The organism is Pseudomonas sp. FW215-R2 (genome assembly GCF_058789255.1).
Genome location: NZ_JBYTBO010000004.1, coordinates 195108 through 211996 on the forward strand (window position 1 = coordinate 195108; position 16889 = coordinate 211996).

A 16889-nucleotide genomic window follows, 5' to 3' on the forward strand; every position below is an offset into this window, starting at 1 on the left:
CCAAGTAACCTTTAGGATCAGTGCAAGGAAGCCGACTTGAAATTTTATCGCTTCGATCCCCAAAAGCTTGGTGCGTCTGTGAAGCATGACGCGCATGGAGATTCTGATTTGGTCGGCCTGATAACTCAGGTGCGTCCGAAGGACTGCATTCTGCTCGCCGAATGGGACGCCTCCTCTCAGGTTGGTAAGGTGAGTGCCATCGGCATCGTGATGGAGATTGAACGAGAGCGAGGCACTGCCAAAATGCTTTGGCGTGAGGCCAATGTAACCCTCCGCCCCAGTTCAAACGGAAAGCGTTATTGGGAGCAGTCCAAACACTGGTTTGCTTTTGCTCCCGATGTTGTAAGACGCTATGGTCTTCGTGACCTGCATGCTGAGCATTTTCCAGACTTCACCGGATTCGATATCCCAGCACCACCACCGGTGGGAAGCTCAAGCAGGTCATCAAGCTCACCTACAGGTGGGTACGTCTATGTCATTCGATCTAAGCTAGGCTTTAAGATCGGCAAGACAATCCATTTGAAAGCTCGCACCCGGCTCTTCGAGGTCAAGCTGCCATTTCCCATCAGCCTTGAGCATTACGCTTGGTTTGATGACTACACGCATGCAGAACGAAGCCTCCACATTGCCTATCAAGCAAAGCGCCTTGAGGGTGAGTGGTTTGATCTCAGTGCGTCCGATCTTCAGCAAATAAAAACACTTGGTAAATTGGTTCCAATTGCAGGGCTTTGATTGGGTGATCAAATGGTCGTGATGAGTTACTTGCGAATTGAGAAATCAGTAGACGATTGTCTTGAGGCTTTGACGACAGCTTTGGTCGCGATACCCACACAGATCATTGAGTGTACGTCTATTTCTGCAGGTACATCTCCGATAGCGATGCTGGATCACTTAGCCTTCATTAAAGCCTGCGAGAGCCTCAAACCTACTGTGGTATTTATTCATCGGGAGCATAGCCTTTTAGAAGAACAACTCGCCGATATGGTCTCCGAAATCACTGACATCCAGCCCCAGAGAGACGCGCTCCAACGTGATTTCTTGACTAAGGAGGCTGAGCTTATGGCTAGGGCTCAAAAAACTTGCCCCGAATACTCTCACCTTCAGTGTTTCTTCACATCCGGTGCCTCATTAGTCGCTATGGCCTGTGAAGTAGGTGACTACCAAGACTTCACTGAGGCACTCGACAGGTTCGAACAGGCTGTGGATGAGGCCGAAGTAATCGCATTATCTCTAGACCAAGCGAGGCTTAACAGTGAGATGAGAAGGATCTCAGAGGTAGTTTCTATGGATCAGGGTTTCATCTCCCTCCGTGGCAAACGAAAGCGGGCGATGTACGTACTGAAGCACTACCGACAAGAGATACCTGAATCTCCCTATTTGGAACGCCCCGATCAGGGATCCGATCCAATTGATCGAAACGTCGTAATGGTCGCAAGAAAGGCCGCTGATATTCTTGAATTTGGGGTTTGAGCACGGTCAAGTGCACATGCTCAAGAGATGGCTGTTATGCAGTTGCAGCAGGTGGATGTGCACACCTACAGCCATGAGACGCCCACCCTTGAGTTGCGCGAATTCTTCGAGGGACGGGTCGAAGCATGGGGATTGCTCATGGCACCTCCTAATGCGCTAGATTTAAGGCTTGTAGGTTTCTACGAAGCTAGGAGCGATTCACTCCGCCTCTCAATTCCGTGGTATCTAACGCGTCCCTTTTGATATCGCAGGTGCGCACGCCGTAGGAAAAATGGCGAGACGCCAGTACGCTTATACATTACTATTCGGAGCGATTTTTAGTGCCAGCTAGACGACGTCTGAGTGGCAAAACCATAATGTAGACAAGAAAAATAATGAAACGGACTTCACCCGCTGCACTTCTGATTTCTTTATTGACCGTAGTGTTTACTGCCCAAGCGCAGGAGCAGCCGGCGACTCAAGAGTGCGTGGAAAAAAACTACCTCTTGGCAGCGGGAACAGAGGTGGTGACACGGATTTGCGGCGAGCATCAAACCATCACTGCCTATATCCCTGCGAACGTCTCCGCCCTGTCAGTCCAAGATATCCGGAAGAAAGGCACCGCCAAGGAAGCCTATTCTGCGATCACGAACAAAAACACCATTTTGATAGCAAGCGGCGGCTTTTTTGGTTTCAGATCAGATGGTGCCGAGAAGCCAATTGGCTTGATCAGGTCTAATGGGAAACGCTTGGTTAAGCTTATGGAATGGGATCACGGGGGTATTCTGGTCTCTGACCGCAAAGGCAATGTGAAGATCATTCCAGCCCAGAATCGCAACCAGGCAGGCGCATGGCCGGACGCTGTTCAATCCAAACCGATCATCGTGCATAAAGGCGCTATCGATATCCGCAAAAATCCCCGGGATGCCGAATTCAACAGAGTCGCCATTGGTTACACGCTTGAGGGAGAAATGCTGGTCGTAGGCGTTTTTCACTCATTCAGCCAAGCGTCCACCCTTTATGACTTTGCGCAAACATTCAATGAAATCGCTGAAAGCCGTGGTTTGAAAATTCACAGGGCCATTGCCCTAGATGGCGGTGCGGGAGCTCAGATACACATCCCATCGAAGGGATTGCTGTTTGGTGACTCCGGCAGATCTTACTTTCCGAACGCCATCAGAATCGACCGCTTGGCAGAGAAATAGCCATGTTCGGTTTGAGCAAGCTGATCATCAAAAGAATCAAGATATGCGCAGGCATTCTTGTTACCTGTGGGCCAAGCCTAGCGTGGTGCATTTCCAATGCTGAATCGATTAAAAATGCGGTTGGCATGTTTCAAAGCCCAGATGCCGAGGTGAGAATCGACGCCGACTCGAAATCCTTGAATGTCGGAGACACGCAGGATTTAATAATCACAATCTATCCCTCTGCACAGCACAAGCTGCCCCCTGGGACGGTTACAGTAACATCGTCCTCGAACAGCCTTAAGGTGATTCCGAACGCACATGCAGTGGTGGGTGAAATCAGCGGTTCGGGTCTCATAAAAGAATTCAAAGTACGCGCCGTCAGCTTCACCGATGTTCCGATTCAGGTCTCTGCGAGTTACCGCACTGGTGATTTGGAAAGAAATTCGACTCCAATTACCTTCACCATCACTCCCAAGCTGCCCACGCTGAAACCACACTTTGAGCGGACAGATACGAAGCGAGTTATTCTCGCGGGTGAGTGGGAAATGGTGCTCGGAGCAAATGCAGGCGTGTTAAAACTCGTCCAGGCGGAATCCAAGCTGACCGGTTCATTTGATGTCCCTCACTACAAATGGAAAAGCGGAAGAATCGCAGGCAGCAAGGACGGGAACACTTTCCGTATGGACTTTTTGGTTCCCTCCAAATCGACGGCGGAACGTCTCTGGGTTGTAGGTGACTACGTCATCGAGAAAGAGTCGGGGAGCATTCAGATGCGCGGATGCGCCTACCATTTAGGAAATGCGCCAGATCAAAGAGTAGAGACCGGCGCTCAAGGGCTTGATTGCTCCACTGCCGTAAAATTTCCGGGCTGGAAAACGCTTCGGGGAGAAAAATTCATGGCCACGGCGAGCTTTGATTTCGGCAGCGATTACTAAATATCCGTCCAGACTTCTGACGGAGCATGGGATGAAAGCGGGAGGAGCGCTTGATCCGTCCGCAGTTACCCAGGTGCAAATCTGAATAGTTCATCCAAACGAACGAGCCTACCTGGGCGTTGCATCAAATCGAAGCCGACTAACGCCACGGTACAGGTCATGCAGTTGCCAATTCCTCAAGCCGAAGGTTGGCTAGATGGCCAAAGATGAGTACATGACACAAGCCCCGATATGCGATGGGCTGCGCTATCCTCCTAGGCGACTTGAGGCCGCTGCGGGTGCTCTACATCAAGAACGTCGTCGATTTATCATCAGCAGACTTGCTACTGTTGGAACGCTTTCGTAGCGAGAGTAACAGGGTCGAATCAAGCAATGGCTGACGTCAAAAAAGTCAGACCCGCTGCGAGTTGCTCCTCCCGTGTCAGCTTATCTAAGCTTGGAAACGCTGATCGCGATGTGATCACCAGCTCAGATTCCGCCCCTATCTTGTCTGGATACATTGCCAAATACCATATCTGGAAGGCTTGCATGGCAGTGCTGGATGGGCCGCCCAGCTCTCCACACTCGAGCGAAGCAGTGAAAATCAAATACTCATTCTCCTCCTCGTCGAAACTTAAATACGCGTCAGGATCGCGGTCAGCGTGCTTCAGGAAATTCTGAGCCCTGTTGATGACCTCAAGCGCCTCTTTTTTAGACAGGCCAGAGGTTCCGATCAAGTGTGATCGCCAGGAGCCATTTGGATGCATGAGCTCCACCAAGTCTGCAAATATGCCATGTGCAGCGGCGGCCAACGTTCGAACTGCCAGCGGATCACGATCGTAGAAAAACATGATAATTGCTTCGTCTAGCTGGCGAGAAGCTGCTTCGAACTTTGTACAGGTGACTTTCATGATCAGATCACCACCGCGACCTAGGACGCACCAAGGTTAGCTCTTCTTCCGACAAGCCGTCCTTTAGATGAAGCTCAGGAATATCGGACTGAGAAAGATCCTCCATCATCAGCGCAGATTTGGCCTGTTCAAATGCTTTAGGGATTGAGTAACCGAAGCCAATGCTGGAGTAAAACTGGGAGGAAAATACGCGAGCACCTTGATCGCCGATTTCACGATTCATACCGATTGCAGCATCTATCTTTTCAACGCTGCTTCGTGCCTGATTGAAAGAGAAACAAGTATTGAAGAATACAAGTTTAACGCTCTCAGAGCCGAACGCGATTGCACTCACTATCCCCTCCTTTGAAACGTGCTTTGGTCTACCATGGTCATCCTGAAGAACTAATGCATCTGCCGATGTGCCATGGCCACTGAAATGCACAATCGTCGGGTGGAGTTCATTTATAGCCTGCAGGATATCCATCGGTCTGACCGCCCAACGCGTCTGAAAATTAACGGCATCCCGATACTCTGAAGCCCTGAGTTTTTCCCCAATCGATCTTGCCTCCTCATCGAGCGCAAGCTTGTTGGTTCCTGGATCTGACGCCATAAAAAGTACGGTGATCCGTTCAGGTAATGCCCTCAGCATCTGAATCTGCAAAGCCGTTTCTACGTGCAAATCCTCATGCCTAGCCAGCCCTGCTCCAATCTCACGCATACGGCGCTCTCGGGTCTGCTCTGTACGCTTATGTTCGGTCTGCTGTTTCTTAAGTTCAGCATCGCGTTTTTTCTTAGCTGCGTCCTGTTTTTTCTGTTCTCGAGCCTCCTCTTGGCCAACCTTGCCTTGAGCGGCCACAAGCTTCTTATGTTCATCGGCAATCTTGCTATCGAGCTTGGCCATTTCGACCATGGCCTTGCTCTGGTCAGAAGCATAGCGCTCGGCCTCACGCAGCTTCATGTTGATTGTAGAAGAGCTCGTCGTCCTGCCGGCGGCAGCCAATGCATCTTGCTTTTTCTTCAATGCCGCGGCGGCTCTAACGGAGAGCTTTCCCTTGTCGGCCTGCAGTTTGGCTATGTTTTTTTGGCATGTGGTGACCTGTCTTCGGTAGGTTTCAATGCTCATTCAACGCTCCTTTATTAGGGCTTGATCATAGCAATCCCTGTAGAGTGACCTACTCCATTTCTACTCAGTCCTCATGGATCTTCAACGGATATCTACTGGCATGGATGAGACCATCAGCTACCTGAAAGAACGCTTTAAAGAGGAACAGGGTCGCTTCGACCACTTTGAAAACAAATGCGCGAAATTCCTGACTGCCGTTTCGATTGTAATCGCCGCAGTAAGCGCTTTATCAGGCCTGAAAAACGGTATTCTCTTCCAGTTGACGTCCCCTCTAGCTGTAATGATTTTTCTATCCTTTGCAGCCACCGCTATCTGCGTAGCCTGCTCTTGGGGACATGCATTCAGCGCCTTGCGCATCAGCGATTGTCCAAGCCTGCCTTCGAGCCGTCGAGCTGCGGAATATTTATTGGCCGTCGAATCTGAGAAGCAAAAGCTCCACATCTATAACTGCTACATTGACACCCTTGAAAAACTCCAAGCCGCCATCGACGCCAAATCCAGACCGCTAGATTTGGCTTACAAGGAACTTGTATGGGGTGCCGGCTTTTTCATGCTGCTAGCGATTCTCACAACAATCAGAGAGCTCAATACATGACAGACAAGAATCTTCAGAACAACCAGAACCAGACGCCACCCCCTCCCCCGCCCACCACGGAATATCAGCGAAGATCTGAAGAGCCGGCCGTAAATCGGCAGACGCCACCAGACAAGCGCTAACCGCGAGACGCCGGCCCTATAGATAGGGCTGGCGCCTGCCTGGCTAGAGAGATGTGTAAGCGGTGGAAGTCGCTAGGATTGGGCTACAGAGCATAGTGGTGAACTGCCCAAATACAGCACTACGACGCCAATTCATCGTACAACTTAACAATCCCATTCGGGCCTACGTCCCAATCATCATCCGGAACGTTACCGCTCACAAATGCCCCTTGAGCACGGGTGAAATTGCATTCGAAAATGTTGGCATTCCGAAAATCCACGCCTTCCAATTTAGCGCTACAAAAACTCGCACCCCGAAGGTAGGATCCACGAAAATCCGCCCCAGTTAAGTCAGCATTGTCGAAATCTGCCATCCAACAATTGACCCCCGGTAAGACCAACGGATCGACGCTCATCGAATAAAATTTTGCATCTCGGAAATTTGAATTTTTGAAGTTCTTTACATCCAGTACCCAGTGCCAATGTACAAGGCTTCCTGGTGCCTGAAGATTGCTAAAATCAGGAAGTTTTTTCCGAGCGAGCACTTGGCTGATCCTGCTGAAAAGCAAGCTGCTAAAGTGGAAGCCACTGAAATCTACTTTTCGTTTGTTGGCTGCGACGGCGAGTGGCACTTGATCCCGTAGGCATTCAATAAGCGCATCAAACTGAAGCAGGAATCGAGCACGACGAAACACGCCGCTGTAGGGTTGCCTCCAGTACCCCTGAGCATAGGAATGCTGCGCGTACTTGAAGATCATCTGCTCTTCGGCTGTGATTTCTTCGTAGGTGGTTTCGTATTCTTTGGCGATGGTTCGCAGGCATGTCGCGAGCTTGATTTCTCTCTTTGGGCGAGACGAATACCGAGCAATCCTTTTGCTGGCATCAGGACAACCGTCACGGAAATCGCGAAGCAGTACAGCTGCATCCGACTTGAAAGCACTTAGGGAGGGGGTAACAAAACGACTCATGGCCAATCCTCTCACGGCCAACGTTGAACCCTAGTATTCCGTTGACCATTCAAGATGGCTGGGATGAAGAAGATGAAGCAACGGTGCAGAGGCTTTATCTAGCTAGGGCTGAACGCCACCGTCATTGGCGTAGTGGCAATACTGAAAATTTTCTCTCTAAAAGTCAAGTCGCAGAAACTAGCCCAGCAGATCGATCCAATACTGTGCTTAGCTCAGCCATCGAGTCGCGGTTAGAGGCATCAAAAAAACTGATTTTCACATAAAGACCGCTGCACGCCACTGCTTTTCATTTGGTAGGCTGTAATTCGATTTGGGCGATTTGATGAGGGGCGAAGGGTGGCGAATTGGATATGGGTTCCGCCATCTGAGGCAGTGGTGGGTAATATGATTGCGGGTCGAAGAATCGTCAGAATTTCCAACAACAAGAAAATGCTGTCAAAGAGCTTATGCAAGGTAACGCTTCGCTTAATGTGGCCTGGCTACTATCAAAGCGTGATGATCGAGTGAGTAAATTTTCTCCCTCATGTTCAAAGCCGAAGGCCTGAAAATCATCCCACCTTTCAAAGTGAAGGACATTCAAATCCCCTTCAATATCAAATCAAAAAATCCTTAGCACCGCTCAGCGCCCCAAGTAAGCGGAGCGCGCAGGCCCATGGCCGAAGACCGAGGATGGAAGCCCGGCAGGGCCGAGACGCGGAGTGGCTCGAAAATGAGGCAGGCGCTGGCCGAAGCACTCAGGAGGAAGCAGTCTGAGCAATGGCTGGCAGAGAACTGCGAGGCCGTTCATACATACAACGAATACGTGGAAGCCCAGGGCGTTTTCAGCGACTCCGTACGGAGCTTTTAATGCCTGAGCGAATTGATACTCCCCGGAAACGGCCGTGGCCGAGACTTAGGAGGGCCAAAGCAGTGAGTCTGTAAGCTAATGCGCCCTCACCTCAAGCCAGGGGCAGATTGATCTAAAACCAGCGTAAGCGCCTGAAACCCATTAACACACCCATTAACACCCAATTTATCTCTGCGGAGATCATGTTACGTTTTTGAATACTCGATATGCTGCGCGCCTCCCAAGCTGGAAATCATGGCGACAAATCAGCAGTCCTGCTTTCAGCACCACCTACTCCACAACCTTCACGGGCGAGGTCAAAAAGCCTTGGCCTCGCCAAATATTCAAATCCACATTCGAGTCAATCGGCGCACACTTAACGGCTACCTTAAAATCAATAAAGTCATGAACAGGCGCACCGTTAACTTCAACGATTACATCTCGAGCCACGACTCCAGCTTTCTCTGCGCTTCCACCAGGAATGGCGTGAGAGCTATCAGAGCTAAAGGTTCTGCGCTCAGTGAAAAGCAATCGTCCCTCGCGTCAGCGCCTAGCCTTAGCTTTTTTAATGCTTCGTCGGCTCTCCGGCGCCCCAATCGGGCGGACTCTCAACAATGTCTATCGACAGCGTCAGCTCAAGCTGAAAAATCTCAAATAAAGACTCCATGCCCGGATGTGCACTCGACTCATGTAGAGCAGTCACAAGCTGCAGAAGCTCTCGAGCCTGAGCAACTGGCATTTGACTGTCGCGGTACACCGTATCGTCGCCTTTCCGGCCCATATCAGCTCCAGATCTTTATCCAGCATGGGCCTGACCTGAGCTCACTAAACAGTTGGAGGCACAGGAGACGCATTCATACTCGCCAGGAGGGCTCGGAAGCTGTGCCTTCCATCCAAGCGTTTGAATGACGCAATCACGTATCTGGCATCCAACGTTGTGAGCACCCAGAACCGCCCTTCCTTCCTAGCAAAACGTATGGAGGAGGTGCGCAAAAAACGCCCGTCATCGAATCGCCCGAATTGATCGACCTCTCTGTGGCCAAATACGACTCCGATCGCCGTGCCACCGGATACGAAAACTTCGCTCAAGTAAGCCGTGATGGGAAGATCGTAGTGGTGCTGGCATGCACGTAGGATTCTGCGCAGATGAAAATCCGTGAGACGCCTGGAGTGAAATTCAATCTCTGTAGCGTTCGACATGGTCTAGGTCTCGGTTTAGTAGATTTTCTTTACTTCAACTAAGGAGTCGACACAAAACAGAGGGTCATGTACGTCTGCATACACCTCCCCGCTCGCTACCTCTAGAAGGCACACTTGAATGCCGTTTCTATCGAGGCCAATCGACATACCGACCAGCTTTTCCATACGCCACCCATCAGTCTTGTTCATCCAGGCGGGAGTAATTGCCTGTACCTCCTTTAGGACTACATCATCACCGCATTTCTCAAGAACCTGCTTAAAGGCCAATTCATCTCCGGCCATCTCAACCATGGGGGTCATGCGGTCTTCATATCTAACTTTCAAATCAATGTGGTACCAGTGGGTCGGGAGCAATCGCGAAACCTTGAACCAATGCGCATGTCCTTCGCCGAACATTCCTGCCACTCCGGCCCTATCTGTTACGTTTGTTCCGAACATCTCAACCCCAATCGTTTAACCGATTTCACACTAGAAAAAAGAGAGAACCGTCTTGAGACTTGCTGATTTTTTGTGCCCTGGGCCCCTCAACACGTAGATTGTGTTCCGCGTTTCAAAGAGGAATTCCTCCTCAAACGAAATTGCAAAGGTGCTGCGCACCCAGTCACCCACGTCGAAGCGACGCTCACTATCAAAGCGAACATTGTGAGCAAACAGAATCATTGGAAGCTGCCCTACCGCATGGATTTTGTTCAGCTCCTCTTCGGTGACGTCGACGTTGAAAATTGTCCAGCTCTCAACCAGGCAGTACGGCTTGTGCGGATGCAGTGCTCGGACGAGTTCAATGAGTTGCTCATCTGTGTCCATAGATCCCTGGAGTGGTTCACCGGGGCCACCGAGTAGTTCGTCATCACATTTGTTTTGATCTGTACTCAACTGCAAAATCTCCGTTGATGCATTGTCTGTGTTCACCACGCGCGCCCTCAAAGGCTATGTGGCTGTAGCCCGGAATCTATTTCGAACGACCGTGGATGGTTGATCACGATCGTTACATCGCCCGATGTCTGTGCTTTTGAGGTCTCTATAGACGCCCTGGTTTGAACTCCCCGGTTGAGTGGGGTTGGCGGTGTCCTGCCATCCGCTCTCGCCACTGTGTACCGGTGTTGGTAGCAGTCAATCATACGAATAATACACTATATTGACGTTTATCCATAAAGCTCAGTTATGGCTATATCCTGACTTTTGAGAAAGTCATGGAACTGAGAACCGCATTTGCAGGCGTACTTCGGGCGCTCCGCCTCGTCCGGCGTGCCAGGTACGCTGACGTCTCGGATGCGACCCACCGGCGCAAAGTCAGTGCTCTCGAGAACGCACAGACCAGCATCACGGTCGAGCAATTTGATGAGCTGGCGCAGTCACTTGGCCTTGATCCGATCGCGATGCTTACCCTCTGCATTGCTCACCGCCAGGGTGAACAACCACTGACTGTAATTGGCCGTGCTTTAACCGACGTAGCTGCTTTTGAGGCTGAGGGTGGCATGAAGGTGCTCAGCGATCAGTTCGATGCTGACGGCAACCTCATTAAACGAGGACGCGGCAAACCGCTAAACGCAGACAATGAGCGAGCCGTACTGGCACTTAAAGCGGAAGGTGCGACGCAGCAGCAGGCAGCGGCGCAGTTGGGGCTGGCTTTGACGTCGGTGAGGGAGTATTGGAGGAAGGTTTAGATCTAAATGGTGGACTACGAGCTCAGAGCCGGAGCTACAACATAAAGTCCAAAACCCAAAACTCTTGTCAATGCACCGTAGTTTTACAAAATCGCTACGGATGTAGCGGTATTCTTGTGTGTGTACAAGCCACAGAGCTCCACCCACAGAAGTTCGCATAACTGAATGCACGTTTGTCGCGCCAACTTCAATCTGTTCAAGATGACTTATTTGCAATCAGGAACTCAAAAGTAATATCGCCCGACTCAACCAAACTGTTAAATCGACAAACCACACACTCTATCAGCCGGGTAAGTGACTGGGGGCTGACATACCTGAAGTCTTCAAGCTCACTGATAAACTCATTAGACCAGTCGTAAAAAAAATGCCCCAACAGAGCCCCTACCCTATGCAAGTCATATATCTTTGGTTTTTTACATCTCGAACCAGTTCCAGTTAAAGATAGTACAGCGTGATCGGTCATAACCTTTCTCTTTGCCAAGCTCGGATCACCCAAAGCACTGCGAAACATGTGTATTGATCCCCCAGGGCGCGCTTGTTTTTCCCGAAGCGCAAGCATTCCAAGGCTCAGCAAGTCAGTACGGGCCAATCCATAGCTGAATGCGTGCGATAAAATGAGCCCGGACTCACAATCCATCGCAAAACAAATAGGTGTGATCACATAGTCGTTCAAGGGAAGCATTCGCACTCGCAAATCAGGTATCCAGTAAAGAGGAAGAATACATTTAAACATCCAAAACTACTCCCAACCAGTTAGCGTTGACACCCCTAATAGATCCGTACTAAATAGCTGCAGCAAGGTGTGAACTCGAGACATGTCCGCAACCCGCCGCCAGATATCGGAGGCCGAAGTTGCCAAATAAAAGTCATCCCTCTGCTTCGCATTTTGAGCCTGCTCCTCATCAATCCAGCCTAACAGCAGCCCTATCAGATAAAATGATCGGGCACGCGCCATGCCGGTTACACAATACGGAAGCTGGTAAAATAACGGCAACTCATTAACGCTCTCAAGTTTTTTACTGGACGGAACTGTGAATTTTATAACCGATGTATAATTACCCCAGTTTTTTCGCATAAGCGTCACGCGCAAAAGAGTCATAATAAAGCTTAATAGTTTACTGTGCACTACAGCACTTTCAACCTTGCTCAATATTGAGTCAATACGATCAGCGACCATCTTGCCCAGAGCCTGAACATCAGAGTCTTTCGCAAGCCATTTAGACATACGGTCTAATTCATGCGACCTAGCGCAGTCATATTCAAAAATGCTCGTAGCAAAATCCATCGAGCAATGCAATGAAATATCTGTGCTATAAAGTACGCTCCCATGTTTCTGGCAAAAAGGTTTGAGAGTCAATCGCCAACTTTTAAGATAAACCGGGAAGCCGACTTCGGCGATCGATTCTTCCATGCATTGCAGGCAGTAATCTGAGCGAAACCATATCGGAATTGTCTGCGTACAAGCCGGTGAGAAAGCACTTTTGATCCATTCAAGAGATAGATCATAAGCATTCATAAACGCAACGATCTCTGGGTTTTCAAAACGGAAGTCTAGGTCTTTGCCTCTGCTATCAAGAACCTTTGCGTAATAAGCTGCGAAAGGTGAGGACTCTCGCTCATGGCCACTCATCTCGCGTAACGCTCGGATTTCCGGCTCAGGGAACGTTTCGCGGACACGATACATCCATGACGACAAAGCTTCGTCAGGATAGGGTTCAGGAAGTGAGGAATGATTAAACATAGGACTCATACTCATTGAGATCGTTTAAATTACTCAGTAAACCCATAGCACCGTACTGCAGCAAAAATCGCTCGACATAATGCAGTCGAAGTTCTCTGTTTACATCTTGGAGATTCAAGCTATTGCGAGGTTCTAGGGATTCAAGATTCGCTATCACCACGTCCAACGAGTATCTCTCATTAAGCCCCTCCCATAGACGATTAGCGAAATCGTAATATTCTTCAAGCGAGATCCGTTGTTGTATACTGTGGCTCCACCAATTTGCTTGCGAGTACTTAAAAAATCGATTAATAAGTTGCTTGTTTCGTGTTGAAAGCACAGCTGTAAATTCGGGTACTTTAGCTGACAGACTTCTGATTGTGCTGAACACTTGGCCGAGCTCATCCTCATTAGAAATGTAGATATCAAGGTCGTCTATCAGTAGTGCCTTGCGTTTAGTCAGCGAGAGCACCCTAAGCAAATGCGCTGGAAGAAGCTTTTTTCGGTAGTCTCCACGTCGGATGTTGAACGCATCGCAGAGGTGATCGACGAAATCCCAGTAACCGATATAAATGTCCCCTTTGAGCATGAGTGTGGCTGTCGGGTACTGCGTCTGTAGCCTCCTTAACAAAGTGGTAATGCCACAACCTGCGCTACCTTGCAGTAGTATCACCTCGCCTTTAGGTGATCGGAGCGATTCCTCTAGGCGCTGCATGAGATTCAAATGTTCATCTGAAAAATAATGAAGGGCAAAATCGCCCTCCAGTACTTCTCGAGCCACCTTGATAGCTTGAGATGGATTCATTTATTCGCGCTCCTTGTCCATCCTCACTTGTTCCAAGCCTTGCAGACTTAGGCCCAGTTCTTGTGCCATAATTTCTTCCACTTCCATGATATGGTTCAACGTGATACGTTCTGAACCATCAGCAATTGCCGCCCATGCTGAAGCCTGCAGAATCTTCACGATGTTATCGGTGATACCCAACGACTTTTCGATGATCGCCAAACACAGATTCTGATCACGAAAATCCGTTGGTTTTTTTAGCGGTAGCCGATGAATATAGCTGAAAACAAAATTTCGGAAATCTTGCCCATTCTCCCAAGACTCTAAGTTATGAACCGCATAGTGTCTCGCCAACTGCGGATCCTCCCTCAAGAAACGAGCTGCATCCGGAACACCAAAGGCAAACACTGACAATCCATACGTCGTGCCGGAAAGATTTTTCAGCAAGGAAAGGTTTATCTTGCGTTGAAACGGAGAAAGCGTAAGAGCGTCGTGTACTTCGTCAATTACAATAGCTTTGATGTTTTCAGACTTGATAATGTATTGAAGCTCTGGGCTTATTCGCCTGCTCTGTCTAGCCCTGCGACTCGTATCTAAGCCCATCTCCGCAAGAATTAGCTCTTTCAAGCCCAAGTTATCTGCGTTCTGGTGCATCGTGACGAAGACGATGCGGTTTAACGACGTAGCATTCCTGCGCTGAAGCTCCTCTACCGTCGTAGTTTTCCCTGCCCCTCCTTGCCCCAGGCACAACAGACAAGGTGCAACGACTTTCCTTGGCATGGACATGATCATGTCCATCTTCTTGAAAAGGCGCTCCGCAGAAGGATGTGGGATGAAAAAGTCTTTCAGGCAAGCTCGTGCTCGCTCCGGATCACTCAATTCAAACAGATGGTGGCAGCTATCGTGCACGTGAGAAAGATCCATCATTATCTCCAAGATTATTTACGAAATTCTTATTTTGCCTTTCTATTGGCGCACAAAGGCCTCTGCTTATAAACTCACGATCCGAATCTCTAAGTTCTATATGCGCTTTTTACTCTCAGCGAATTCTGAAGCAAATACACTCAAGTGATAACCACCGTTGCTGTCATGCCAAATACTCGTGCCAGTTATTTAACCAGCGTGAGAAATAACATTCAGTAAATTGTTGGAGGCACATCGAAATCAATTTCCTCAGCCAAATTGTTCTTCAAAAATCCCCTCCAGTGCTGTTCTGTAACCGCTCGTGCTCCCTCAATGCCTCTCAAGCGAGCGCGCCCTTGTCGACTCGATTTTTCCTGAGCCTTTTTCTGCTTAGTAGGCTTTTTATCAATCGCCGGAATCGCCTCTGAACCAAGATGATCCATTTGATCGACCAGAACTGCTTCACTAGGGATCACACACTCAGCCTGCGCAGCCAAGGATTCGGCGTATTGCTTTTGATCACGTTTGCCAGCCGCTTTAGCCGCTTGCCGCTTACTTTTAGCTGTCTTGCGGTATTCTTCCTGGGCAATTGCCTCACCTAGCGCTAGCGAGGCGGTACCTTCATAAGAATACGTTCCATCCCGCTCACCTCTCTGCTGCCTCTCTACTCTATAAGTAGCGTAGTCAGAGCCTCGCCCTGCCACGTTCTTACACTCCGGAATTTTTACATACTTTCCATCCTCATTAAGATCTACGTAGACATATGAAAAATCATTAGGATCAAACTTAACAATCAACTCATCACGAATCTTATATTGCAGGCATGGGGCATAATAGAATCTACTATGCATCTCAATTCCGCCGTTACGAATTAGCTTTGGCTTTTCCGGAAAGAGCACATACCTGAAGTTTTGATAATATGACTCGTCGATCTGACGCGGTGGAGCATGATGTGCAAAGTGCTCATTCCACTTTGTAGAAGGGAACATTTTGATAGCACTATGTTTACGATTGTTATAAGCATGTATAGCGCATACGAAAAATTTCCTGAGCGCTGAAATTGTAAAGGAAGCCCTGCCTTCACTATCCTCATCGCCGCGTTGCTGTGTATTCGAATAAGTAGTCCCTCTTAAGAAATGAATATGGGAGCTCATCATCGTGCCGATCAAACGCTCAATGTGGCCTCCCTGATGTTTTTTTCCAACATCACGGTGTTCAACTCTAACGCCAAATCTTTTAAGATTCGCCTTCAACACTTCGGAGCGAAACTCCGCCGCGTTATCTGCATGTATGACATCAGGTATGCCATACATTGGCCAAATGTGCTCATCTAGTCCAAGGCTTGCCAACATGCTGGTTTTCGGGAGGACGATGTTCTCGATCAGCATAGCCACCGTTACTCCGTTTGGTGGGAGCAAGGAGAGGTAGAAGCCCACGATGGCGCGCGTATGGATGCAAATGGCGAAGCTCACCCAAGGACGATCGATCACCTTGCGGTCTTTCTCGTCTACGACGATCAGATCTACACGTGTGTGGTCGATCTGAACCCACTCCAAGGGACGCGTTGTAACTTTGTAGCCTGGCCGTGCTTCGAGAATATCAGCCGCCTCGGTTTTGCCTAGGCGCATCTGCGTCAGAAAGCGTTTACCCTTAGCCCTCAGCCTTCGTCGCACAGCGTGGTAGCTGGGCCTTTTCAGCCCTCTTTCATCTGCGAGTACCTGAGCTGTCACCCAAACCTTCTCAATCGTTGCTGCTTTTCCCCGATAGGCGCTTACCGCATCCACGATCAATTGTTCCATCTCAGCGCCAAACTCCAACGGCGTGTTTCGTCGCCCTGGGGCGCCAGCCGTCACCGCGCTTAGATCACCTCCATGTGCTCGCACCCTCCGGATGATTTTGTGAAACCCGGAGACTTTGATACCTATGAACTGAGCTGCTTCTTTGGCGGTTAGATCACCGGCAAGATACAGCTTGATGGTAGGTATTCGCTCACTTGCAAGTTCGTATCGAGTCACACTGTGCTTCGAACTGTTAACATTCAGTTCCGCCGCCTTCGTCGTAGTTCCACTATAACTTGAACTACCAGAGGACGATGAACGTTTCTTATTTACCGCTGGAGATTGAGTTTTGCTACTCATTTCGCCTACCTATTTCTAGCGGGCAGCCAATATTTGAGGTTTCCCTAAGTCTATTCGCACCCTTCCGTTAGTTGTAGGTGGTGATTATCACTTGTTGATTTTTAAAGAGCGATATTGCGAAAGCTGGAACAGTCTCACTTTTTAGGGACTCCCGGTCAATAGCCTCACTCTAGACAGAAACAGTGCTATTTATTAATATATTGACGTAAATATACATATATTGCTCGCCCCTTGTAATCTACGTTAAATTAGTCACCGACCTTATCTGGCGGGAGTTTGAGAGAGATGGCAGCATGACAATAAAAAGCGCAACCACCTAAGAAGTGCAATAATTAACTATATATTGACGAGTTTTTTATAATAAAAACGTAAGTTGCAGTTTATTTTTATCGCGCATCATCATAAAAAAATGCGAATTTTTTGA

19 protein-coding genes are annotated in these 16889 nt (G+C 49.1%); 8 read left to right on the top strand and 11 right to left on the bottom strand.

Annotated elements, in window-relative coordinates:
* The first annotated feature begins 36 nt into the window (after positions 1-36).
* From AC3WRD_RS07710 to AC3WRD_RS07730, 5 genes are all read left to right on the top strand, one after another.
* Positions 37-732: a GIY-YIG nuclease family protein gene (locus AC3WRD_RS07710; protein ID WP_102619919.1), complete on the top strand. Its 696-nt coding sequence runs from the start codon at positions 37-39 to the stop codon at positions 730-732.
* Between the two features lie 12 nt (positions 733-744).
* Positions 745-1470, top strand: coding sequence for a hypothetical protein (locus AC3WRD_RS07715; protein ID WP_102619918.1), 726 nt, complete (start codon positions 745-747; stop codon positions 1468-1470).
* A gap of 36 nt (positions 1471-1506) precedes the next feature.
* On the top strand, positions 1507-1713 hold the full coding sequence (locus tag AC3WRD_RS07720) for a DUF3833 family protein (RefSeq protein WP_256581050.1): 207 nt from the start codon (positions 1507-1509) through the stop codon (positions 1711-1713).
* A gap of 131 nt (positions 1714-1844) precedes the next feature.
* Entirely contained in the window at positions 1845-2654 is an 810-nt protein-coding gene (locus AC3WRD_RS07725; RefSeq protein WP_102619917.1) for a phosphodiester glycosidase family protein, read from the top strand.
* A 2-nt stretch (positions 2655-2656) separates the two neighbouring features.
* Positions 2657-3571: a COG1361 family protein gene (locus AC3WRD_RS07730; protein WP_102619916.1), complete on the top strand. Its 915-nt coding sequence runs from the start codon at positions 2657-2659 to the stop codon at positions 3569-3571.
* Positions 3572-3936: 365 nt separating this feature from the next.
* Here AC3WRD_RS07730 and AC3WRD_RS07735 read toward each other — a convergent pair whose 3' ends face one another.
* Both AC3WRD_RS07735 and AC3WRD_RS07740 read right to left on the bottom strand, forming a co-directional pair.
* Complete coding sequence (locus tag AC3WRD_RS07735) at positions 3937-4461, bottom strand: hypothetical protein (RefSeq protein ID WP_102619915.1); 525 nt, start codon at positions 4459-4461, stop codon at positions 3937-3939.
* 7 nt (positions 4462-4468) lie between these two features.
* Positions 4469-5566, bottom strand: a complete 1098-nt coding sequence (locus tag AC3WRD_RS07740; RefSeq protein WP_102619914.1) for a CHAT domain-containing protein — start codon at positions 5564-5566, stop codon at positions 4469-4471.
* 100 nt (positions 5567-5666) lie between these two features.
* Here AC3WRD_RS07740 and AC3WRD_RS07745 point away from each other — a divergent pair, with 100 nt between their 5' ends.
* On the top strand, positions 5667-6161 hold the full coding sequence (locus AC3WRD_RS07745; protein ID WP_102619913.1) for a hypothetical protein: 495 nt from the start codon (positions 5667-5669) through the stop codon (positions 6159-6161).
* A gap of 241 nt (positions 6162-6402) precedes the next feature.
* Here the strand turns inward: AC3WRD_RS07745 and AC3WRD_RS07750 are convergent, their stop codons facing one another.
* On the bottom strand, positions 6403-7230 hold the full coding sequence (locus tag AC3WRD_RS07750) for a pentapeptide repeat-containing protein (protein ID WP_102619912.1): 828 nt from the start codon (positions 7228-7230) through the stop codon (positions 6403-6405).
* 709 nt (positions 7231-7939) lie between these two features.
* On the opposite strand from AC3WRD_RS07750, the gene AC3WRD_RS07755 reads away from it, so the two are divergent.
* A complete protein-coding gene (locus tag AC3WRD_RS07755; protein WP_102620053.1) occupies positions 7940-8077 on the top strand; it encodes a type II toxin-antitoxin system CcdA family antitoxin in 138 nt (45 codons plus the stop codon).
* A 270-nt stretch (positions 8078-8347) separates the two neighbouring features.
* Here AC3WRD_RS07755 and AC3WRD_RS07760 read toward each other — a convergent pair whose 3' ends face one another.
* The 3 genes from AC3WRD_RS07760 to AC3WRD_RS07770 all read right to left on the bottom strand — a co-directional run bounded on the left by AC3WRD_RS07760 (position 8348) and on the right by AC3WRD_RS07770 (position 10165).
* Positions 8348-8587 carry a PDZ domain-containing protein gene (locus AC3WRD_RS07760; protein WP_146013077.1) on the bottom strand — a complete coding sequence of 80 codons (240 nt, stop codon included), beginning with the start codon at positions 8585-8587 and terminating at the stop codon, positions 8348-8350.
* Between the two features lie 684 nt (positions 8588-9271).
* Complete coding sequence (locus tag AC3WRD_RS07765; RefSeq protein ID WP_102619910.1) at positions 9272-9694, bottom strand: hypothetical protein; 423 nt, start codon at positions 9692-9694, stop codon at positions 9272-9274.
* Positions 9695-9724: 30 nt separating this feature from the next.
* Positions 9725-10165, bottom strand: coding sequence for a DUF6957 family protein (locus AC3WRD_RS07770; RefSeq protein ID WP_256580567.1), 441 nt, complete (start codon positions 10163-10165; stop codon positions 9725-9727).
* A gap of 281 nt (positions 10166-10446) precedes the next feature.
* On the opposite strand from AC3WRD_RS07770, the gene AC3WRD_RS07775 reads away from it, so the two are divergent.
* Positions 10447-10920, top strand: a complete 474-nt coding sequence (locus tag AC3WRD_RS07775; protein ID WP_102619909.1) for a Cro/Cl family transcriptional regulator — start codon at positions 10447-10449, stop codon at positions 10918-10920.
* Positions 10921-11116: 196 nt separating this feature from the next.
* Here AC3WRD_RS07775 and AC3WRD_RS07780 read toward each other — a convergent pair whose 3' ends face one another.
* From AC3WRD_RS07780 to AC3WRD_RS07800, 5 genes are all read right to left on the bottom strand, one after another.
* Complete coding sequence (locus AC3WRD_RS07780) at positions 11117-11593, bottom strand: hypothetical protein (RefSeq protein ID WP_146013078.1); 477 nt, start codon at positions 11591-11593, stop codon at positions 11117-11119.
* Positions 11594-11659: 66 nt separating this feature from the next.
* A complete protein-coding gene (locus AC3WRD_RS07785; protein ID WP_146013079.1) occupies positions 11660-12661 on the bottom strand; it encodes a TniQ family protein in 1002 nt (333 codons plus the stop codon).
* The gene (locus tag AC3WRD_RS07790) at positions 12654-13445 is read right to left on the bottom strand and encodes a P-loop NTPase family protein (RefSeq protein WP_102619907.1); all 792 of its coding nucleotides are present in this window, start codon (positions 13443-13445) and stop codon (positions 12654-12656) included. Before AC3WRD_RS07790 ends, AC3WRD_RS07785 begins: the two co-directional genes overlap by 8 nt.
* Positions 13446-14348 carry a TniB family NTP-binding protein gene (locus AC3WRD_RS07795; protein WP_256580566.1) on the bottom strand — a complete coding sequence of 301 codons (903 nt, stop codon included), beginning with the start codon at positions 14346-14348 and terminating at the stop codon, positions 13446-13448.
* 212 nt (positions 14349-14560) lie between these two features.
* A complete protein-coding gene (locus AC3WRD_RS07800) occupies positions 14561-16465 on the bottom strand; it encodes a TnsB C-terminal domain-containing protein (RefSeq protein ID WP_102619906.1) in 1905 nt (634 codons plus the stop codon).
* Positions 16466-16889: the final 424 nt, after the last annotated feature.